Origin of the sequence: uncultured Barnesiella sp., assembly GCF_946496565.1 — a bacterium.
GTDB classification, from domain to species: Bacteria; Bacteroidota; Bacteroidia; order Bacteroidales; family Barnesiellaceae; genus Barnesiella; species Barnesiella merdigallinarum.
The window spans coordinates 13,961-31,903 of the sequence record NZ_CAMMHD010000005.1; the positions used below are offsets into that span (position 1 = coordinate 13,961).

Sequence of the window (17,943 nt, forward strand, 5' to 3'; positions counted from 1 at the left end):
GGCCGATACCTGTCAGAACAGAATATTGGCCGAAGCTCCCCACGTGAGCGACCGGATAGCACTACTCCCCGAGCGAGCCTCCGAAACGCCCAACTCCTGCGAGGGCAACAGGCTGTACGAGACCAAGGCCGAGGTGTAGTCACAAAAGAAACGGGCCCCGAAGTTGCGCTTCATCATGTAACCAATCGACACACCGGTACTCCATACGAAGCTGTTGCGACCAAATTCGATAGACTCACAGTTCAGGGCATTCGACGGGATATAGTTGTACCCGGCCAATACCTTTCCGCCCAACGACCAGCGACTCGAACAGGGATATTGCAAGTAAACACCGGCCATGGCCCGCCCCTCGTCGATAGGTTCCAGTGCTGCATCGGGCCGGGTATTGAGCGAAACCGGAATATTCGACACCGTAGCCAAACCACCGCACCCGATGTATTTGTTGAAGAAATAGGCTCCCTCCACACCTATCCGGCTGCCAATGCCGGTATTGAGTTTCATGCCGTTACCGAGACCTATGCGTCCCAGCCCCGACGAGAAACCCATGTAGAGGCCCACAAACGAGGGCTTCTCGAGCAAAGGGTAGTAGGTAGGATCGAGATTCAAACCCTTGTCTTTGAATATCAGATCGGCCAGGTAATAGCCCAGTTCGGTCGACAGGATACCGATGCCGGCACCAGCCAGTACATCGGAAACCCAGTGACGATTGTTCAACTGCCGGCTTACGCCGGTTACCGCTGCTACCGTAAAAGCCGAGATGCTGTACCAGGGACTGCGGTCGCCATACTCCTTGTGCAGCATCATGGCCGTCATAAAGGCCGTAGCCGTATGGCCCGAGGGGAACGACTTGTAGTTGCTGCCGTCGGGGCGCTGCACATGTGCCGTATATTTAATGGTGTTGACCACCGTAGCCATGATGGCGGCCGAAAAGGCATCGGATACCAGCATGCGACCCCACGAACTGCGGCTCTCTACGCCGAAACCTTTCAGCCCCAGCATCACCACAGCCGGAGCATACTGCAGGTAATTGTCATACTCGTATTTGAACTTGGGTACATAGTCGTTACGCAACTGGCGGAAACGCTCGCGCCCCGGTATGGTAGCCACACCGGCAACCACCAGGGGCACCCCTACGTAAGTCATCTGGAAGCCCTTGGTCGAGGTAAACCGGTCGACCTTCTGGTTGAACCGCTGCCACGAGTTGAGCGGCCGTACATCGATTGTCGTATCGCGGGCTACGGACTGGAGCGTGATTTCGGCACGTGCCGGTAGCATGGACAGGACCACGACAACGGCAATCCACAATCTTGTCATGTGTTTCATCTTGTTTAAAAAGCTTTTAGCATAACGGTATTACCGCACAAAGGTAAGGGCAATTATGCGGTATATCCAAAAAACAGAGCCTTGTATTTACTCGACCGCCTCTATCTTTCCCAACGAAAGATACCAGATGAAGCCCGACACGCGGGCATAGCCCATCTCGCCAATCAGCTGCATGTAGGTGCGCACCTGCTTCTTGTAGGACGAACGCTCTACCGCACCGAACTTATAGTCGATTACCACCACCTCGTCGGGGGTCTCGACCACGCGGTCGGGCCGATAGAACGAGCCGTCGGCCTGCAAGATTTCCCGCTCGCTCCACACCTTGGCCCCGGGCAGAAACCACGACCTTACCCGCTCGTCGCCCAGCCACGCCTCGAGTTTCTCGAGAGTTTCGGCTGCCTCGGCTGCCGAGAGTTCGCCGGTCTGTACAAAGGACTCGACCGTCTCGTCCAGACGATCGAGGGTATCGACCTCGCTCAAGATGCGGTGCATCAGGGTACCGTAGGCGCGGTCGTTACCCTCGCCAAAGACACCCTTGCCCTGCAACCGCAAGTGCAGCCGGTTGCCCGGCTCAATCGAGCGATAGGGGCCCGAGATTAGCGTCAAGGCCGTCGATTCCGGCGTCGGCCGCACCTCGGCCCGCCAGTCGCTCCCCTCCTCGTAGTGCAGGTCTCCCCCATCGCCTCCGTCGGGGAAAAGTATCTCGTTCAACAACGCCGATATGCTGCCCACACTCTCCCGTTTGCCCCGGTTCTTCTGGGCCGGAGCGAAGATATGCAGCTCTTCACCGGCGCGGGTAAAGGCCACATAGGCCACGTTGAGGTTGTCGATATAGGCGTGCATCTTCTCGTCGAAATATTCGGTAGCGTAGTAGGTCTGGGCCAGCCGGCTGCCATACCGCAGGGGCAACACGGGAATCTGCGAGAAGGGCTCGCCCTGTGTGCGGCACCAGATGAAATTGGTCTTGTCGGTACGGTGGTCGAGTTTCCAGTTGCAGAACGGGATAATCACCACCTTGAACTCCAGCCCCTTCGACTTGTGTATGGTCATCACCCGCATGGCATCCTGCTCTTGCGGGGTCGTGACCGAGAGCTTGTCTTCGTTGTCGTCCCACCAGGCCAGGAACGAAGCCAAATCGGCCGTATGCGTGCGGCAATACTCCAGCACATAATCCTGGAATGCCTGTATATAGACCCGCTCGCCCCGCTCGTCGTCGACCTGGGCAAAGCGGGCGATAATGCGCTCGCACATCTCGTAGAGCGGCTCCTTGCGCACACTCTCGACAAAGCGCATGAAGTCGTCGTCGAGGTGTTGCCCCACATCGCCGTGGCGCTCGAAGTAAGTGAGTATCGCGGCCGTCTCGTCGCTGCCGGCAGCCTGCTGCCGGTTGTATTCATAGACTGCCATCACCCGGTTCAACTCGTCCGAGGGGTTCTGGATATAGCGCAGAATACCCACCAGCAGCCCGATGACCGGCGAGTTCTTGATGAGCAGCGACTCGCTCGAGATGACATCGAACCGGTAGCGCGGGTCGCTGTTCTCTTCGTTGAGGCGCAACAGCAGGTCGACCAGCAGCGTACCCTCACGGGCCGTACGGGTCAGGAAGGTTATATCGCCGGGCGAATAGCCCCGGTCCTGCAGGTCGCGCAACAGGTCGGGGATACGCGCCAGGGCCTCTTCGCAAAAGTCGTCGCGGGTATCGGCCTCCCACATCGTCACCGACACCCGTCCACCCCGTGCAAGGTTCGAACCGCACACCCGTTGCGCTATATCGGCATAGGCCTTGCGCACCTTCACCTCGAAACTGCCATCGACCAGAGCCGACTCGGCCACCTCACTCTCCAGCCCCTGTTGCAACCGCTCGGCCGCCTGACCGAATATCCGGTTGTTGAACTCGACTATGCGTGCACAACTGCGGTAGTTGGTATCCATCGTCCGCTCCTCGTACTGCGACGGGCGAAAACGCGATTGAACCCCCTCGTTCAGCAGCGACCAATCGGAGTTTCTCCACCGGTAGATGCTCTGCTTCACGTCGCCCACAATCAGGTCGGTATAGTCGTGGCTGAGACTCTCGCCGATAAGCGGCGCAAAATTGCCCCACTGCAGATTCGAGGTATCCTGAAACTCGTCGATCATAAAGTGGTTGACCCGGGTCCCTATCTTTTCGTAGATAAAGGGGGCATCGTTCTCGTTGATTACCTCGTTGAGAATACCGGCCGTATCGGAGAGCAGCAGCACGTTGTGCTCCCGTTCATACTCCTCGATGCGGCGGTCTATATCGACCAGAATGCCCAGGGCATAGATATATTTCGAGCTCTGTACCGCCGTATTGTAGCGCACATAGGGCTCGCCGAAGGCATCGACAATCGTCTGCATCACCGGGTTGAGCTCGGCATACAGTGCGTCGAAGCACCCGGGCCGGCTGCTTTTGACGAACCAGTTGTCGCCGTTGTCGACATTTCCCCTGAAAGTTGCGGTAGGCGGGTCGAATTTTCCGCCGGCCAACTTGTCGAAATAGAAAGCCCACGAATTACTCTTACCCTTGAAACTCTCGGCTGCCACACCGTGCCGGTCGAGCACCTCGCGGCCCGTCTCGCCCAACTCACGCAAGAGCGACTCATACTCGCTCTTCACCCGGCGCATCTCGCGCAGATAGCGGTCGAGCACCGTTTTGTCCTTGATCTGGGCGAGAATCGACTCGCGGAAAAGTTTGTAATTCTCCTTCGACAACTCGCCGGCCAACTCGCGCAGGTCGTCTTTGCGGTCGGCCCGGTTGCCCAGGCTCCACCAGTTGCCCGACTCGATACGCTCCTCGGCATAGTGCACCAACCAGTTGAGCAGCCCCTTCTGGTCGTCGTCGGAGAGGTCGGAATACATGCGGTCGATAGCCGAAGCGGTGACGAAGTCGTTGTCCATCTCCACCTCGAAACTCCCCTGCAACCCCACCTCGCGGGTAAAGTTGCGCAACACCTGCTGGAAGAAGCGGTCGATGGTACTGATGTTGAAGTAGGAAAAGTCGTGCAGCAGCACATACAGCGTATCGGCTGCCGTCGCCTGCACCTGCTCGGGGCCGCAGCCAAACAGCCGCGTCAGTTCACCCAGGTAGGGCGACCGCCCGGTGTGGTGAGCCAGCAGGTCGAGCTGCGCCACGATGCGGTGCTTCATCTCCTCGGTGGCCTTGTTGGTAAAGGTCACCGCCAGGATGCGCCGATGCGCCGAATCGCTCTTGCGGTAGATGCGATAGTGCCCCTCTTCGTCGCGGTAGCCCAACAGCAGTTTTATGTATTCGAGCGTGAGGGTATAGGTCTTTCCCGACCCGGCCGATGCCTTGTAGATGTGCAGCATAGCGATACTCCTCTCAGATTATGCGGGCCCGATACCCATCGGCCAGCAACAGTTCCAGTACCTTCTGGCGGAAATCGCCCTGTATCAAAATCTCGCCGTCCTTGTCCGAGCCGCCCACGCCGCACTTGGTTTTCAGCTTCTTGGCCAGCGTGTGCAGGTCGTCGGCCGTACCCACGAAACCCGTCACGAGGGTGACCGACTTACCGTTGCGGTTGCGCTTGTCGAGCGAGATGCGCAACTTCTGACGGGCAGGTTCCAGCGTATCGGGTTCAACCTCTTCGTCGGTTTCGAACTTAAAATCGGGATTGGTCGAATAGACCACATTGAGCCTATCTTTCCAGTCGTTATTCTTTTTCATTGCTGCTGTTTCTTGGATTCATACTCTTGAACAAAGATAGCGAAAGGAGAGAGCAGAGACAAACGGGAAAACTTGTTTTTCAAGTTTGGCTATGCCGAACCGCATCCTATCTTCGTGTAACAAAGATAGTGAAAGGCGAGTGAAAATACAAAAAGAGGGAGCCCCCGTCTGCAGGAGCTCCCTCGGTATGGTGTGGCTAAAATCGGTTATTTCACGAATTTAACAACCTTTCCGTCTACTACAGCCATGTAAACGCCACCAGCCAAAGACGATACCGAAACGGCATCGACATCGGCAGCGCTCATCACTACACGGCCGCTCAGGTCGTAAACCTTCACGCTGTGTGCGCCTTCGGCATAGAGCACGCCGGCAGCGTAGTAAACAGCCGTGGCTTCAACCTCGTCGATACCCGATACAACCTGGAAGGTAACGGCAATCGCTACGCTCTCCTCTTCGACCGTAAAGTAGTAATAGCTGTCGTCTTCGTTGGCCGTGAGAGCCTCGCCGTTTTTCGTCACGCTGCTTACGGCATAACCTTCGGCAGCCGTAACAACGGCACGCAACTGAGTACCGTATGCAACCTGAGTAAGGTCGGCTACTTCGCTCCACGTGTTGTCGGCCTCGTTGAGAGCCTGGATTTCAACCGAGCCCTTGTCGGCCGGAACATCTACCGTCACAGCACCATATTGCGTGGCAGCACCCTCTTCGGCAATCTTGACTACATAGTCGCAGTAGTTCAACTCGGTAGCCGTCGTAGAACAGGGGTCTCCGTCATAGGTAGCACCTTCGGCCGTTTTGCAGATGATGAAACGGATAACCACCATTTCACCTACCGAGAGATCGGACGGGATGGTAATGGGGAAGGTTGCCGTCTTGTCGGTGGCCGAAGCCGTAGCACCCGATTGCGAGTCGTTATTTATATTGGTATAGAGTTCGCCCGTACCCGGAACACCTTCGTACCAGCTACCTTCGTAAGTACCGAAAATCTTGTCGGCAGCACTCGGTGTTACATCGCTTCTCAACAGGAATACCGTCAAACTACCCCAGGCATCGGAATAAGTAACCTTCAAATCGAAAGTGGCACCGGGATTGGCCAGGATAGGAGTGTCGCTATTGTCCCAAGCCTGATTAGCATTCGTTCCGGTGGGAGTGAAAGTCAGCGGCGATTCGGCCAACAGGCCTACACCGTTCAGCACTTCGCCTTTAGTTTGGGCCCGCTTGTTACCGGTAGTACCGGCTGTGGGCTTGCCAAAGTCGTCGTAGCTGGCCTCTACAACCGGGTCCGGTTCTACAGGAGCATTGTTTTTCTCCAACTTAAACGAAGTGAAAGCATAGTAAGCCCAACCCGAAACGGGGACATTGGCGGCAAACCCCATGTTGTAGTTGGCACTCTCGTCGGCCGTAAACACATAGGTATAATCGGCATAACTGTTTGTTAATTCCACGTTCTCACCCACAAATACCTTCTCGGCACTGGCAGGATCGCCCTTGGAATAGAAGAAGCCCAGGTTTCCCACATTCTTCGAGCTGGGATATTTTGCCCGGAACGTAAACCGATACTCACCCGGCTCGAGCGTACTCTTTATGCAGAAAAAGTCGCCACGGCTTCCATTACTAATAAGATAGAGCGGATAAACGCCGTTTTCCTTATAATTGACATTGTATTTCAACTCACCATAAGAACCGCGTCCCGGGATATTGGCATAATAATTTTCGGGCAGCGACGACAGCAATTCGCTCGTCTTTTTTTCAACTTCAGAGGTCAAATCTTCTTCACTTACCAAAGTCCAATCCCCTTGTGCATACGATAACGACACGCAACCCATAAAGGCTACAACCGTCATTACCAACTTCTTAAAATTAAAAAAAGTAATTTTTTTCATAAGAATATTGTATTAGAAAACTGTATTTTTAATGACAAGCAAATGTAACATTTTTTATGCAATTCCTCAAATTTATAACAAAATTATCGGCCCGATAATCGCTCAAAAAACATTTTTTATCAATTGAACCAACAATCTACCCGGGCAACAACGATCGAGCCCGCTGTCAAAAACCACCATATCAATCTGTAAACCAAATATTTAAACTACATCTGAATATTCCAAATCAATCGACTATATTTTCACGCGACTGCAATAATCGCACGACTTCTCCGTTGTATAAGATACGATGAAAGCATTTACACGACACACATTATATATACCTCACCTGCTCACCCGGCTGCATTTGTGGCTGTGCCTGACGCTTATCGGCCTGGCAACCGGCCCGTTGCAGGCGCTGAATGCCAGCCACTACGCCTCAAAGTCGCAACTGGCCGACGGACTGTGGGTGAAGATTGCCGTTTCCGAATCAGGTATCCACCAAATCACCTACCGGGAGTTGAGCCGATGGGGATTCTCCAACCCGGCTGCCGTGACCATATACGGGTATGGCGGCGCCATGTTGCCCGAAACCTTCTCGGACGACGACCCCGACGACCTCGAACAGATACCCTCTCTGAATACAGGCTCCAAGATTCTTTTCTATGCACAAGGGCCCGTGACCTGGAGCTACAACGCCAAGACTCAGGAGTATGACCACGAGACCAACACCTACTCTACGGCCGGCTACTACTTCCTGACCGACAGCAAAAGCGCCACCGCCACCCTGGGCCAACGCGACGGCGGAGCCACGACGGGTATGACCGACATCACCTCGTTCGACGAGCATGCCGTCTACGAACAAGAGAGCTATTCGCCCGGCGCTACGGGCCGTGTATTCCTGGGCGAAGACTTCCGCTACACGACTTCGCGCAACTTCACCTTCGAACTTCCCGGTGTCGACAACTCGGAGGCGGTGAAACTGCGCACCTCGTTTGCCGCCAAAATCATAGGCGGCACCGGCAAACTGGTCTTCACCTATCAGGGGCAGACTCTGCCCGAAAGCTCGACCGACAACCTCGCCTCGGGCTCGGAGAGCTCTTACGAATTTTTCAAAGCCACCTCGACCCTCAAGGAGATTAACCTCGACAGCGAAGAGCTGGCCTTCTCGCTTCTGTTCCGCCAGAACGGGGGAAGCCTCTCCCTGGCCCGGCTCAACTACTTCCGCTTCAACTACAAACGCAAGCTGCAGCTCTATAACGGCAGCATCCAGTTCCGTCTGAAACAGGTGCCGCAAAACAGCTGCTACAACCTGCAGGGCTACACCTCGACCACGCAAATCTGGGACATCACCGACCCGCAGCGCCCGGTCGCCGTCACCCCCGCGGTGAGCGGCAGCAATGCCCGGTTCGTGCCCTTGCAGGCTCACGAAGAGTATGTGGCCTTCGATACCCAGGCCACCGTAGGCTCGGTGTCGTTTGTCGAGTCCGTCGCCAACCAGAACCTGCACGGCATGGCCACCCCCGACATGGTGATTCTCACCCCCAAGGAGTACCTCTCCTATGCCCAGAGTATTGCCCAGCTGCATAGCCAGCTCGACGGCATGGAGGTGGCCGTCATCGACCACGAAAAGGTGTTCAACGAATTTTCGTCGGGTACCCCCGACGCCACGGCCTACCGCCGGCTGATGAAGATGTTTTTCGACCGCGAGGGAGGCGTCAACGGCAAACAGCTCTACCTGCTGCTGTTCGGCAAGGGACTCTACGACAACCGCAAGATAGGCGAGACCGGCAAGTACATCAAATACCCCACCCTGCTCACCTACCAGCACGGGAGCGGTAACGACGAGCGGGCCTCCTACACGACCGACGACTACTTCGGCTTTCTCGACGACGACTCGGGTACCCGCATCGCTGCCGACAAGCTGCGTGTGAGCGTGGGCCGTCTGCCCGTGAAAAGCGAACAGGAGGCTCAAGATATGGTAAACAAGCTGACCGCCTACGTGGCCAACACCGACAAAGGGTCATGGAAAAACCAGGTGTGTGTCGTAGCCGACGACGAGAACTACGCCATCCACATGCAACAGGCCGAAGACATCTGCTCCATCTTCGAGAACAGCGACGCCCACTGCTTCATCAACAAAATCTACACCGATGCCTATACGGCCGAAATCACCTCGACCGGCCGCACCTATCCCTCGGCCAAGAAGAAACTCTTCCAGGTACTCGACGACGGAGTGCTCGTAGTCGACTACATCGGCCACGGCAGCACCGTGGCCTGGACCCACGAAGACCTGCTCAACATCACCGACATACAGTCGATGTATCTGAAGCGGTTGCCCCTCTTCATCACCGCCACCTGCGACTTCGGCCGCTACGACCACGAGGATACCTCGGGCGGCGAGATTCTCTGCCTCAACCCCAGCGGCGGAGGCATCGCCCTCATCACCACCACCCGCGTGGTATACATCAGCGACAACCACTACCTCAACACGGGAGTGGCCAACCAGATATTCACGCGAAACGAAAACCACGAGTATCCCCGCCTGGGCGACATCCTGCGCGAGGCCAAGTGCAGCATACAACAGACCGACAGCAACAAACTGAACTATACCCTGTTGGGCGACCCGGCCCTGCGGCTGCTCTATCCCGACTATCAAATCAAGGTAACCGAAATCAACGGCTACGACATCACCCAGACGACGCCCACCATCCAGGCCCGCGACTCGGTATTCATCAAGGGCGAAATCTACACCCCGCAAGGGCAAAAGGTCACCGACTACAACGGCATCATCTGCCCCACGGTCTACGACTCGGAGGTATCGGTGGTGACCCACGGGTATGGAGAGGAGGGCAAAGCCTTCGAGTTCTCGGAGCGCAGCAACCGCCTCTATGTGGGCAAAGACTCGATTGTGGGGGGCGAGTTTGAAATCGCCTTCAAGGTGCCGCGCGAAATCAACTTTGCCGACGACAAGGGGCTGATAAACCTCTACAGCTACAACGACGCCGGCCAGGAGGGGAGCGGCAACGAATCGAACTTCGTCGTGGGCGGCTTCAACGACGACTCGAACGAAGACTTCGACGGGCCCGAGATTTACTACGCCTTCCTCAACTCGCAGGACTTCCAGAATGGCGATGTCGTGAACGAGTCGCCCCTGCTGGTAGCCGAGGTGTATGACCCCTCGGGTATCAACATCTCCGATGCAGGCATAGGCCACCAGATGACCGTCACGCTCGACAACCACACCATCTATACCGACGTGGCATCGTACTTCGACCCCGCCATCGGCGACTTCGGCCGCGGCTACATCAACTACCCGCTGAGCGACCTGAGCGAGGGCAACCACACCCTGCGGCTGAAGGTATGGGATACCGAGAACAACTCGTCGGAAATCGAAATCGCCTTTACCGTACAGGCCGGTCTGAAGCCCGTCATCTACGACCTCTATGCCGACCAGAACCCGGCCAGCACATCGACCAACTTCTACCTGCGGCACAACCGCCCCGACGCCCTCATCAACGTGACCATCTCGGTCTACAACCTCATGGGCGTGGAGGTATGGCGATACACCGGCAAGGGACTCTCCGACATGTACCGCTCATACCCCGTCAACTGGGACTTGACCGACAGCAGCGGCCGACGGGTACCCGGCGGTATCTACCTCTACAAGGCCGTCATCTCGACCGACAACGAGCACGAGACCACCCGCTCGAAGAAGCTCTGCGTCACCGGGCAATAGCACGGTCTGAAAAAAGATTCGAACTTAACCATTACACACCATGAACAACACCTATCAATCGATTGGACTCTTTATCGACGGAGGTTACTACGCCAAGGTGAACGAAGCCTTGAGCGACCACTTCGACCTGAACATAAACCTGCGTGCCCTGATGACACTCATCCGGGAACAGATAGCCCGGATGAGCGGGGTGGCGCCCGCCTCGTGCCACATCACCGAGAGCCACTACTTCCGCGGCCGCTATCGGGTGAACAACGCCCACGACAAACGGCTGCTGTACAGCGAACGCAAGTTTGAGGACACGCTCATCGAAAACGACGTCATCTTCCACTACAAACACCTGCGCGAGATTCGCAAAGAGGGCGAGACAACCGTCATCGAGAAGGGCATCGACGTGTGGTTTGCCCTCGAGGCCTACGAGCTGGCCCTCTTCCGCAAGTTCGACTATGTGGTGCTGATTACGGGCGATGCCGACCACGAGATGCTCATCAAGAAACTCAAGGCGCTTAAGATAGAGACCATCCTGCTCACCTGGGATGTCGAGGAGAACTCGAGCACCTCGGGCCTGCTCAAGGACGAGGCCTGCATACACCTCGAGATAAGCAAGCTGCTGGCCGAAGACCGCAATCTGCTCAAACGTCTCTGCCAGAACGGATAGCCCCGGAGCCCGACCCTCCGGGCCACAAACAGCAGAACCGCCTCGCACAAGCCGGGCGGCACCCGCTCCGCGACAAAAAAGAATGGCTAAAAAATCTTATTTGTCCCAAAATTCGGTATTTTATTATACCTTTGTAAATCAAATGAAACAGCCCCTCTCCGGCATAATCGGGCGTGCACCCGTTTCTGCCGGCGGTTCGTCGTTTCGTTGTAGGGATAAAACAGATGAAAGAAGATGTACAGTTCTGATTCGAAATCTACCGTTAAGTTACCGGAGCCCTCGCTTCGCCGGCTCCCCTGGTATTTGGCTTACATCAAATTGCTGCAAACCAAAGGCGAGGAGTATGTCTCCTCCACACAGATAGCAAAAGAGATTGGCGTAGATTCGTCGAAAATAGCCAAGGATCTCTCATTTATCAACATCTCGGGGAAAACCCGGGTGGGATACGAAATCAATTCGCTGGTTGCCGTACTGGAAGAGTTTCTCGGATTCACCTCCATGCACAAGGCCTTCATCTTCGGGGTGGGTAGTCTGGGGGCCGCCCTCATGCAAGACTCGGGTCTGTCGCAATACGGGCTCGAGGTGGTGGCCGGCTTCGACATCAAGCCCGAGCTGGCCGGCACCTATGTCAACCACATACCCATCTACCACCTCTCCCAGTTTGCCCAGAAGCAAAAGGAGATGGGCGTGCAGATCGGGATTCTCACCGTCCCCATCGACAAAGCCCAAAGTGCTACCGAAGAGATGATTGCCGGAGGCATCAAGGCGATATGGAACTTCACCCCCTATCGTATACGCGTGCCCAAGCACATCGTCATCCAGAACACATCGATTTATGCCCATTTGGCCGTCATGTTCAACCGGCTGAACAACATCAAGTAACTACCTATGAAAATTATTGCCGTTGGCTGGAATTATCAATCGCACAATGCCGAAATGGCCCAACAGGAGTTGCCGCAGGCACCCGTTGTATTTACCATGCCCGAGACCTCGCTGCTCAAAGACGGGAAACCCTTCTTCTTGCCCCAGTTTTCCAACCGCATCGAATACGAAACCGAACTGGTGTTTCACATCTCCCGCCTGGGAAAAAACATCGCCCCCAAGTTTGCCCACCGCTACTACGACTCCGTGACCGTAGGCATCGACTTCACGGCCCGCGACATACAGGCCGAGGCCCGGCGCACGGGCAACCCGTGGGACATCTCCAAGGGGTTCGACTACTCGGCTCCCATCGGCCGGTTCGTGCCGCTGCCCGAAATGCCGCCCAAGGCCGACAACATAGAGTTTTCCATGCGATTGAACGGCGTCCCGGCGCAACAGGGCAACAGCCGCAACATGATTTTCTCGATCGACCGCATCATCGCCTACGTGAGCCAGTTCTATACCCTCAAAATCGGCGACATCATCTTTACGGGCACTCCCGCCGGAGTAGGCCCGGTGAAGATAGGCGACCACATCGAGGGGTTCATCGGCGATACCCGAGTGCTCGATTTCTTTGTCAAATAGCCCGTCCGTCACACCCATGCGTCCTTTTGCCCGAAACATCATCGTACCGATACTTACCGCACTCTGCCTGCTCTTGGCCCCGGAGGCCTTCGGCCGGCCCGGCAGCGACTATGCGGCAACCTCGGTATTGGCCGAAGGGAGCTGGGTGAAAATATCGACCGACGAGGCCGGCATCTACCAGATTACCGACGAGCAGCTCGCAGCGTGGGGATTCTCCGACCCGTCGAAGGTCAAGCTCTTCGGCTACGGGGGTCTCGTCATCGACGAGCTCTTTGCCAACGACGACAACTACATCGACGACCTGCCTCAGATTCCCCTCTGGCGGCACAACGGCAAACTCTATTTCTACTCCACCGGGACTACCCGCTGGACGCTCGACAACGTCAACCTCGAGTTTGCCCACCGGCTGCACCCCTATTCGACCCACGCCTACTACTTCCTCACCGACCGGGAGGTACCGGCTGCCGAGATGCCCCTCCGCAACGGCATACCCACCGGCAACGAGAGCGCCGTCTCGACTTACGACGCCTACACGGTACACGAGCAGGAGCTCGTTTCGGTAGGGAAAACCGGGCAGAACTTCTTCGGCGAGAGTTTCACGCAGACCGCCGAGCAGGATTTCACCTTTCACCTGACGGGGGCCCAATCGGCCACCCTGAAGATACGGGTGAACTTCGGGGCCAAAATCAGCAGCGGCGAGGGCTATATACACATATCATACAACGGCACCGAACTGCCGGCAGGCACCGCCAACCGCATCTCGAAATACTACGACTCACACGAATTTCTGCGGCAGGCCACTCCGCTGCACACCGTAGGCCAGGCTACCGAAGAGTCGACCATCGGGCTGCGTTACGAACACAGCGGTCCATCGGAGTATGCCTACCTCGACTACATTCGCCTCAACTACCGAAGGGCTCTGCAACTCTACGACGGACAGGTTGCCTTCCGCTTCATCAACCGCCGGGACAACGATTGCTATCAGATAGGCAACACCACCGACTCGACGCAGGTGTGGGACATCACCACGCCTCATGCACCGCAACAAGTCGCGACCGCCTTTGACGGGCAAACTACCCGCTTCGTCCCGGGCGACATCCAACTGCGCGAGTTCATCGCCTTCGACCCCGGCTACACGTTCCCTTCACCGACCTTCGTCAAGCAGGTCGAGAACCAGAATCTGCACGCATCGCCCATACCCGACCTCACCATCATCACCCCCACCGTCTTGCGAAGCGAAGCCGAGCGAGTAGCCCGCCTGCATCAAGCCGAAGGACTGACGACTCTGGTCGTGGACCAGGAGCAGATTTTCAACGAATTTTCGTCGGGAACCCCCGACGCCACAGCCTATCGCCGATTGATGAAGATGTTTTACGACCGGGCTGCCAACGAGAGCGAACGCCCCCGTTACCTGCTGCTCTTCGGCGACGGCTCCTACAACAACCGCCAGGCCATGGCCTCGCTGCATACCCCGCAATGCAACAGCCTGCTCACCTACCAGTCGAAGACCAGCATCGACGAGCGGGAATCGTTCGTGGTAGAAGACTATTTCGGATTTCTCGAGGACGGTTCGGGCACGGAAATCAAGACCGACCGCGTGTGTCTGGGCATAGGCCGCTACCCCGTAACCTCGCTCCAGACCGCCAGACTGGCCGTAGACAAACTCTACCAGTATGCACAGAACACCGACCTCGGCCCGTGGAAGAATACCTTCTGCATAGCAGCCGACGACGGTGACGAAGCCGTACACACCAAACAGGCCGACCAGGGATGCGACACCCTGCTACTCGAAAACACCGATACCCCCCGGCTGGAGTTCCGCGTCAACAAGGTGTATGTCGACTCTTACTACCTGGACCCCGTTTCGAAAAAATGCCCCGATGCCAACCGGGAGTTGATGAAGAATCTCGACGAAGGGGTACTCGTGTTCAACTACATCGGCCATAACGATGCCGAAGTAGGGTTCACGGGCGAAGGCCTCTTCTCGCGATACGAGATGGACAACCTCACCAACAGCCGCTGGCCCCTCTTCATCACCATCACCTGCAGCTATACCCGGTTCGACGAAGAGGACCTGACAGCGGGAGAGAACGTGCTGCTCAACCCCACGGCCGGAGCCATCGCCCTCATCACCACCACCCGCGTGGTCTATACCGACGGCAACGACAAGATAAACCGGCGACTGATGAACCGGCTGCTGTCGCGCGACGAGAACGGCAACTCCCTGCGCATAGGCGACGTTTTGAAACTGGTCAAACGCGACTTCAATACCGAAATCGATAAAAACAAACTCAATTTCGTGCTTCTGGGCGACCCAGCCTTGCGACTATTCTACCCGCAGAACAAGCTGAAAATCACCCGAGCCGGCAGCACGGGCGAACGGTTGGCCGTCTACATGAAACCCGGCAAAAGCTACACGGTCGAAGGCGAGGTATACGACTACGGAGGCCAACTCCTCGACGACTTCAACGGCGAGGTATACTACTCGCTCTACGACGAGAAGAAAAGCTTCACCACCCTGGCGCATCAGGATAAAAAGACCTATACCTACAACTATCGGCCCGACCTCCTTTCCACGGGAAAAGGCTCGGTAGAGAACGGCCGGTTCCACGTCGATGTCACCCTGCCGGTCGAGAACTCCCATTCGGGCAAATCGGCCCTGCTCATCCTCTATGCCTGCGACCCCACGTCGGGACAAGAGGCCAACGGATATACCGAGGAGCTGTTTGTCGACAGCATTGCCGGCAATTCAACCCTCGACAGTCAAGGCCCTGCCATCCAGTATGCCGAAGTCAATACCCGCTCCTATGCCGATGGCGCCTCGGTAGCCAACCCGGCCACCTTCTATTGCCAGATGTCCGACCCCTCGGGTATCTACACCGGCAACACGCTGGGCCGGCAAATGATGCTGTTGCTCAACGGTTCGACCCTCGACGACAACCCTGTGCGTTACTTCCGCCCCTCGACCGACGGCTCGACCGGCGAACTCGCATTCCCCTTGCCCACCCTGCAGAGCGGTAACTACACGATTACCCTCCGGGTATTCGACAACGCAGGCAACTCGTCGGAGGTCAACACCACCTTCGAAATAACACCCGAAGCCTCGGGCTATACCCTCTCGCTCGACGAGAACCCGGTCACCGAGCAGGCCACCCTGTCGTGTCTCGACACGGAGGGCCGTGAAATCGGAGAGGTGAAACAGGCTCGCATCGCCATCGTCAACAGCCTGGGCGAGGAGGTGTGGTATCGCGAGACAACCGGCAGCAACCCCTTCCCGATTACCTGGAACCTGCTCGACCTCAACGGCCAACGGGTACCGGCCGGCCGATACGAATGCCGGGCCTACCTCGAAACCGAATCCGGGACCCTCGCCACGCCGTCCAAAAAAATCGTGGTTATCACGCAATAATCGGGGGGAATCTCTGTTTATTATATACATGTAATTTGTAATACCTTGTACAATGAAAAGAGGCTTTTTGCATATCATACTCCTTACGCTCGTGTCGCTCGTCTTCCCTACGGGTGCCCTTGCCGCCGGCGGTAATACGACCAAAAACGAATTCAACCCCATCAACACCGGTGTCACCTCGTTGAGCATCACGCCCGACTCGCGCGGTGCCTCGTTGGGCGACCTGGGTGCGGCTACCGACCCCGATGTCAACTCGCAATTCTGGAACCCCTCGAAATATGCCTTTGCCTACAGCCAGGCCGGTGTGTCGCTCTCGTACACCCCGTGGTTGCGCAAGTTGGTCAACGACATCTACCTGGCCTATCTGGCCGGCTACTGGAAGCTGGGCAGTAACGACATGCAGGCTATCAGCGCCTCGCTGCGCTACTTCTCGCTGGGCGAAATCACACTCACCGACAACCAGGGTAATGCCCAGAACAGCATCACCCCCTACGAAATGGCCTTCGATGTAGGTTACTCGCGCAAGCTCTCCGAGAAGTTCTCGATGGGTGTCGTATTCCGCTACATCTACTCCGACCTGGGTTTCCACTACGACGAGTCGAGCGTATCCGACGCCTCGGGTGCTTCGGCCTTTGCCGCCGACATATCGGGTTACTACACCACCTACCCCATCATCGGCCGCAACGAGTGCCAGTGGTCACTGGGTTTCAACATCTCGAACATCGGTACCAAAGTATCGTATGACGGGGGTAACGAAAGTGCCTTCCTGCCCACCAACCTGAAGATAGGAACCTCGTTCCTCTTCCCGCTGGCCGACTACAACACGCTCTCGCTCAACCTCGACTTCAACAAACTGCTGGTACCCTCGACACCTCAGGTAGCCAACTACGAGACCGATGCCGAGTATGAAGAGGCCAAAGAGAAGTGGCAAAACACCTCGCCCATCTCGGGTATCTTCCAGTCGTTCAGCGATGCCCCCGGCGGATTCAAGGAGGAGTTGCGCGAAATCAACTTTTCGATTGGTGCCGAATACTCCTACAACCAGCAGTTCTTCCTGCGGGCCGGATACTTCAACGAAAACAAATACAAGGGTAACCGCAAATACTTCTCCTTCGGTGCCGGCTTCTCGCTCAACGTGCTGAAAATCGATGCCGCCTACATGGTGGCTACCGCACAGACGAGCCCGCTGGACCAGACGCTTCGTTTCACCCTCTCGTTCGATATGGACGGACTTAAAGAACTGGTAGGACATCGCCGATGAAGACACGTGTAGGTTTTGGTTTCGATGTGCACCGGCTGGTCGAAGGCCGGGAGCTGTGGTTGGGCGGTATCCGCATAGACCACTCGTTGGGATTGCTGGGCCACTCCGATGCCGACGTGCTCATCCACGCGCTGTGCGATGCCCTGCTGGGGGCCGCCAACATGCGCGACATTGGTTATCACTTCCCCGATACGGCTGGCGAATATGCCGGTATCGACAGCAAGATTCTCTTGAAAAAAACCGTGGAACTCATCCACGGCAAAGGCTATTCCATCGGCAATGCCGACATCACCGTCTGTGCCGAACGCCCCAAACTCAACCCTCACATCCCGGCCATGCAACAGACACTGGCCGCCTGCATGGGCGTCGACCCCGACGACATCTCGATCAAGGCCACTACCACCGAACGTCTGGGCTTCACGGGCCGTGAAGAGGGAATCTCGGCCTATGCCGTCGTACTCCTCGAAAAATAAACGAAGAGA

Annotated in this window: 11 protein-coding genes; 7 read left to right on the forward strand and 4 right to left on the reverse strand. The window is 56.5% G+C overall.

Annotation, left to right across the window (positions count from 1 at the left end):
• Positions 1-12 precede the first annotated feature (12 nt).
• From Q1K76_RS03730 to Q1K76_RS03745, 4 genes are all read right to left on the reverse strand, one after another.
• Positions 13-1,314, reverse strand: coding sequence for a phosphatase PAP2 family protein (locus Q1K76_RS03730; protein ID WP_298663504.1), 1,302 nt, complete (start codon positions 1,312-1,314; stop codon positions 13-15).
• Positions 1,315-1,410: 96 nt separating this feature from the next.
• Positions 1,411-4,668, reverse strand: coding sequence for an exodeoxyribonuclease V subunit beta (locus tag Q1K76_RS03735; protein ID WP_300131157.1), 3,258 nt, complete (start codon positions 4,666-4,668; stop codon positions 1,411-1,413).
• A gap of 13 nt (positions 4,669-4,681) precedes the next feature.
• Entirely contained in the window at positions 4,682-5,026 is a 345-nt protein-coding gene (locus Q1K76_RS03740) for a translation initiation factor (RefSeq protein ID WP_258327999.1), read from the reverse strand.
• 206 nt (positions 5,027-5,232) lie between these two features.
• On the reverse strand, positions 5,233-6,909 hold the full coding sequence (locus Q1K76_RS03745; RefSeq protein ID WP_300131159.1) for a T9SS type A sorting domain-containing protein: 1,677 nt from the start codon (positions 6,907-6,909) through the stop codon (positions 5,233-5,235).
• A gap of 289 nt (positions 6,910-7,198) precedes the next feature.
• Between Q1K76_RS03745 and porU (Q1K76_RS03750) the strand changes: the two genes are divergently transcribed.
• From porU (Q1K76_RS03750) to ispF, 7 genes are all read left to right on the forward strand, one after another.
• Entirely contained in the window at positions 7,199-10,627 is a 3,429-nt protein-coding gene (gene porU, locus Q1K76_RS03750; protein ID WP_300131161.1) for a type IX secretion system sortase PorU, read from the forward strand.
• 40 nt (positions 10,628-10,667) lie between these two features.
• On the forward strand, positions 10,668-11,285 hold the full coding sequence (locus Q1K76_RS03755; protein ID WP_087409564.1) for an NYN domain-containing protein: 618 nt from the start codon (positions 10,668-10,670) through the stop codon (positions 11,283-11,285).
• 234 nt (positions 11,286-11,519) lie between these two features.
• Complete coding sequence (locus Q1K76_RS03760) at positions 11,520-12,167, forward strand: redox-sensing transcriptional repressor Rex (protein WP_087409565.1); 648 nt, start codon at positions 11,520-11,522, stop codon at positions 12,165-12,167.
• 6 nt (positions 12,168-12,173) lie between these two features.
• Complete coding sequence (locus Q1K76_RS03765; RefSeq protein ID WP_300131167.1) at positions 12,174-12,791, forward strand: fumarylacetoacetate hydrolase family protein; 618 nt, start codon at positions 12,174-12,176, stop codon at positions 12,789-12,791.
• A 16-nt stretch (positions 12,792-12,807) separates the two neighbouring features.
• A complete protein-coding gene (porU, locus tag Q1K76_RS03770; protein WP_300131170.1) occupies positions 12,808-16,200 on the forward strand; it encodes a type IX secretion system sortase PorU in 3,393 nt (1,130 codons plus the stop codon).
• Between the two features lie 52 nt (positions 16,201-16,252).
• A complete protein-coding gene (gene porV, locus Q1K76_RS03775; RefSeq protein ID WP_087409568.1) occupies positions 16,253-17,461 on the forward strand; it encodes a type IX secretion system outer membrane channel protein PorV in 1,209 nt (402 codons plus the stop codon).
• Entirely contained in the window at positions 17,458-17,934 is a 477-nt protein-coding gene (gene ispF, locus Q1K76_RS03780) for a 2-C-methyl-D-erythritol 2,4-cyclodiphosphate synthase (RefSeq protein WP_087409569.1), read from the forward strand. Before porV ends, ispF begins: the two co-directional genes overlap by 4 nt.
• Positions 17,935-17,943 lie beyond the last annotated feature (9 nt).

Excerpts from the sequence above, each read along its gene's own strand:
- porU (WP_300131170.1), top strand. The coding sequence starts at position 12,808 with ATGCGTCCTTTTGCCCGAAACATCATCGTACCGATACTTACCGCACTC.
- ispF (WP_087409569.1), top strand. The coding sequence starts at position 17,458 with ATGAAGACACGTGTAGGTTTTGGTTTCGATGTGCACCGGCTGGTCGAA.
- porV (WP_087409568.1), top strand. The coding sequence starts at position 16,253 with ATGAAAAGAGGCTTTTTGCATATCATACTCCTTACGCTCGTGTCGCTC.
- Q1K76_RS03755 (WP_087409564.1), top strand. The coding sequence starts at position 10,668 with ATGAACAACACCTATCAATCGATTGGACTCTTTATCGACGGAGGTTAC.
- Q1K76_RS03745 (WP_300131159.1), bottom strand. The coding sequence starts at position 6,909 with ATGAAAAAAATTACTTTTTTTAATTTTAAGAAGTTGGTAATGACGGTT.
- Q1K76_RS03740 (WP_258327999.1), bottom strand. The coding sequence starts at position 5,026 with ATGAAAAAGAATAACGACTGGAAAGATAGGCTCAATGTGGTCTATTCG.
- Q1K76_RS03760 (WP_087409565.1), top strand. The coding sequence starts at position 11,520 with ATGTACAGTTCTGATTCGAAATCTACCGTTAAGTTACCGGAGCCCTCG.
- porU (WP_300131161.1), top strand. The coding sequence starts at position 7,199 with ATGAAAGCATTTACACGACACACATTATATATACCTCACCTGCTCACC.
- Q1K76_RS03735 (WP_300131157.1), bottom strand. The coding sequence starts at position 4,668 with ATGCTGCACATCTACAAGGCATCGGCCGGGTCGGGAAAGACCTATACC.
- Q1K76_RS03765 (WP_300131167.1), top strand. The coding sequence starts at position 12,174 with ATGAAAATTATTGCCGTTGGCTGGAATTATCAATCGCACAATGCCGAA.
- Q1K76_RS03730 (WP_298663504.1), bottom strand. The coding sequence starts at position 1,314 with ATGACAAGATTGTGGATTGCCGTTGTCGTGGTCCTGTCCATGCTACCG.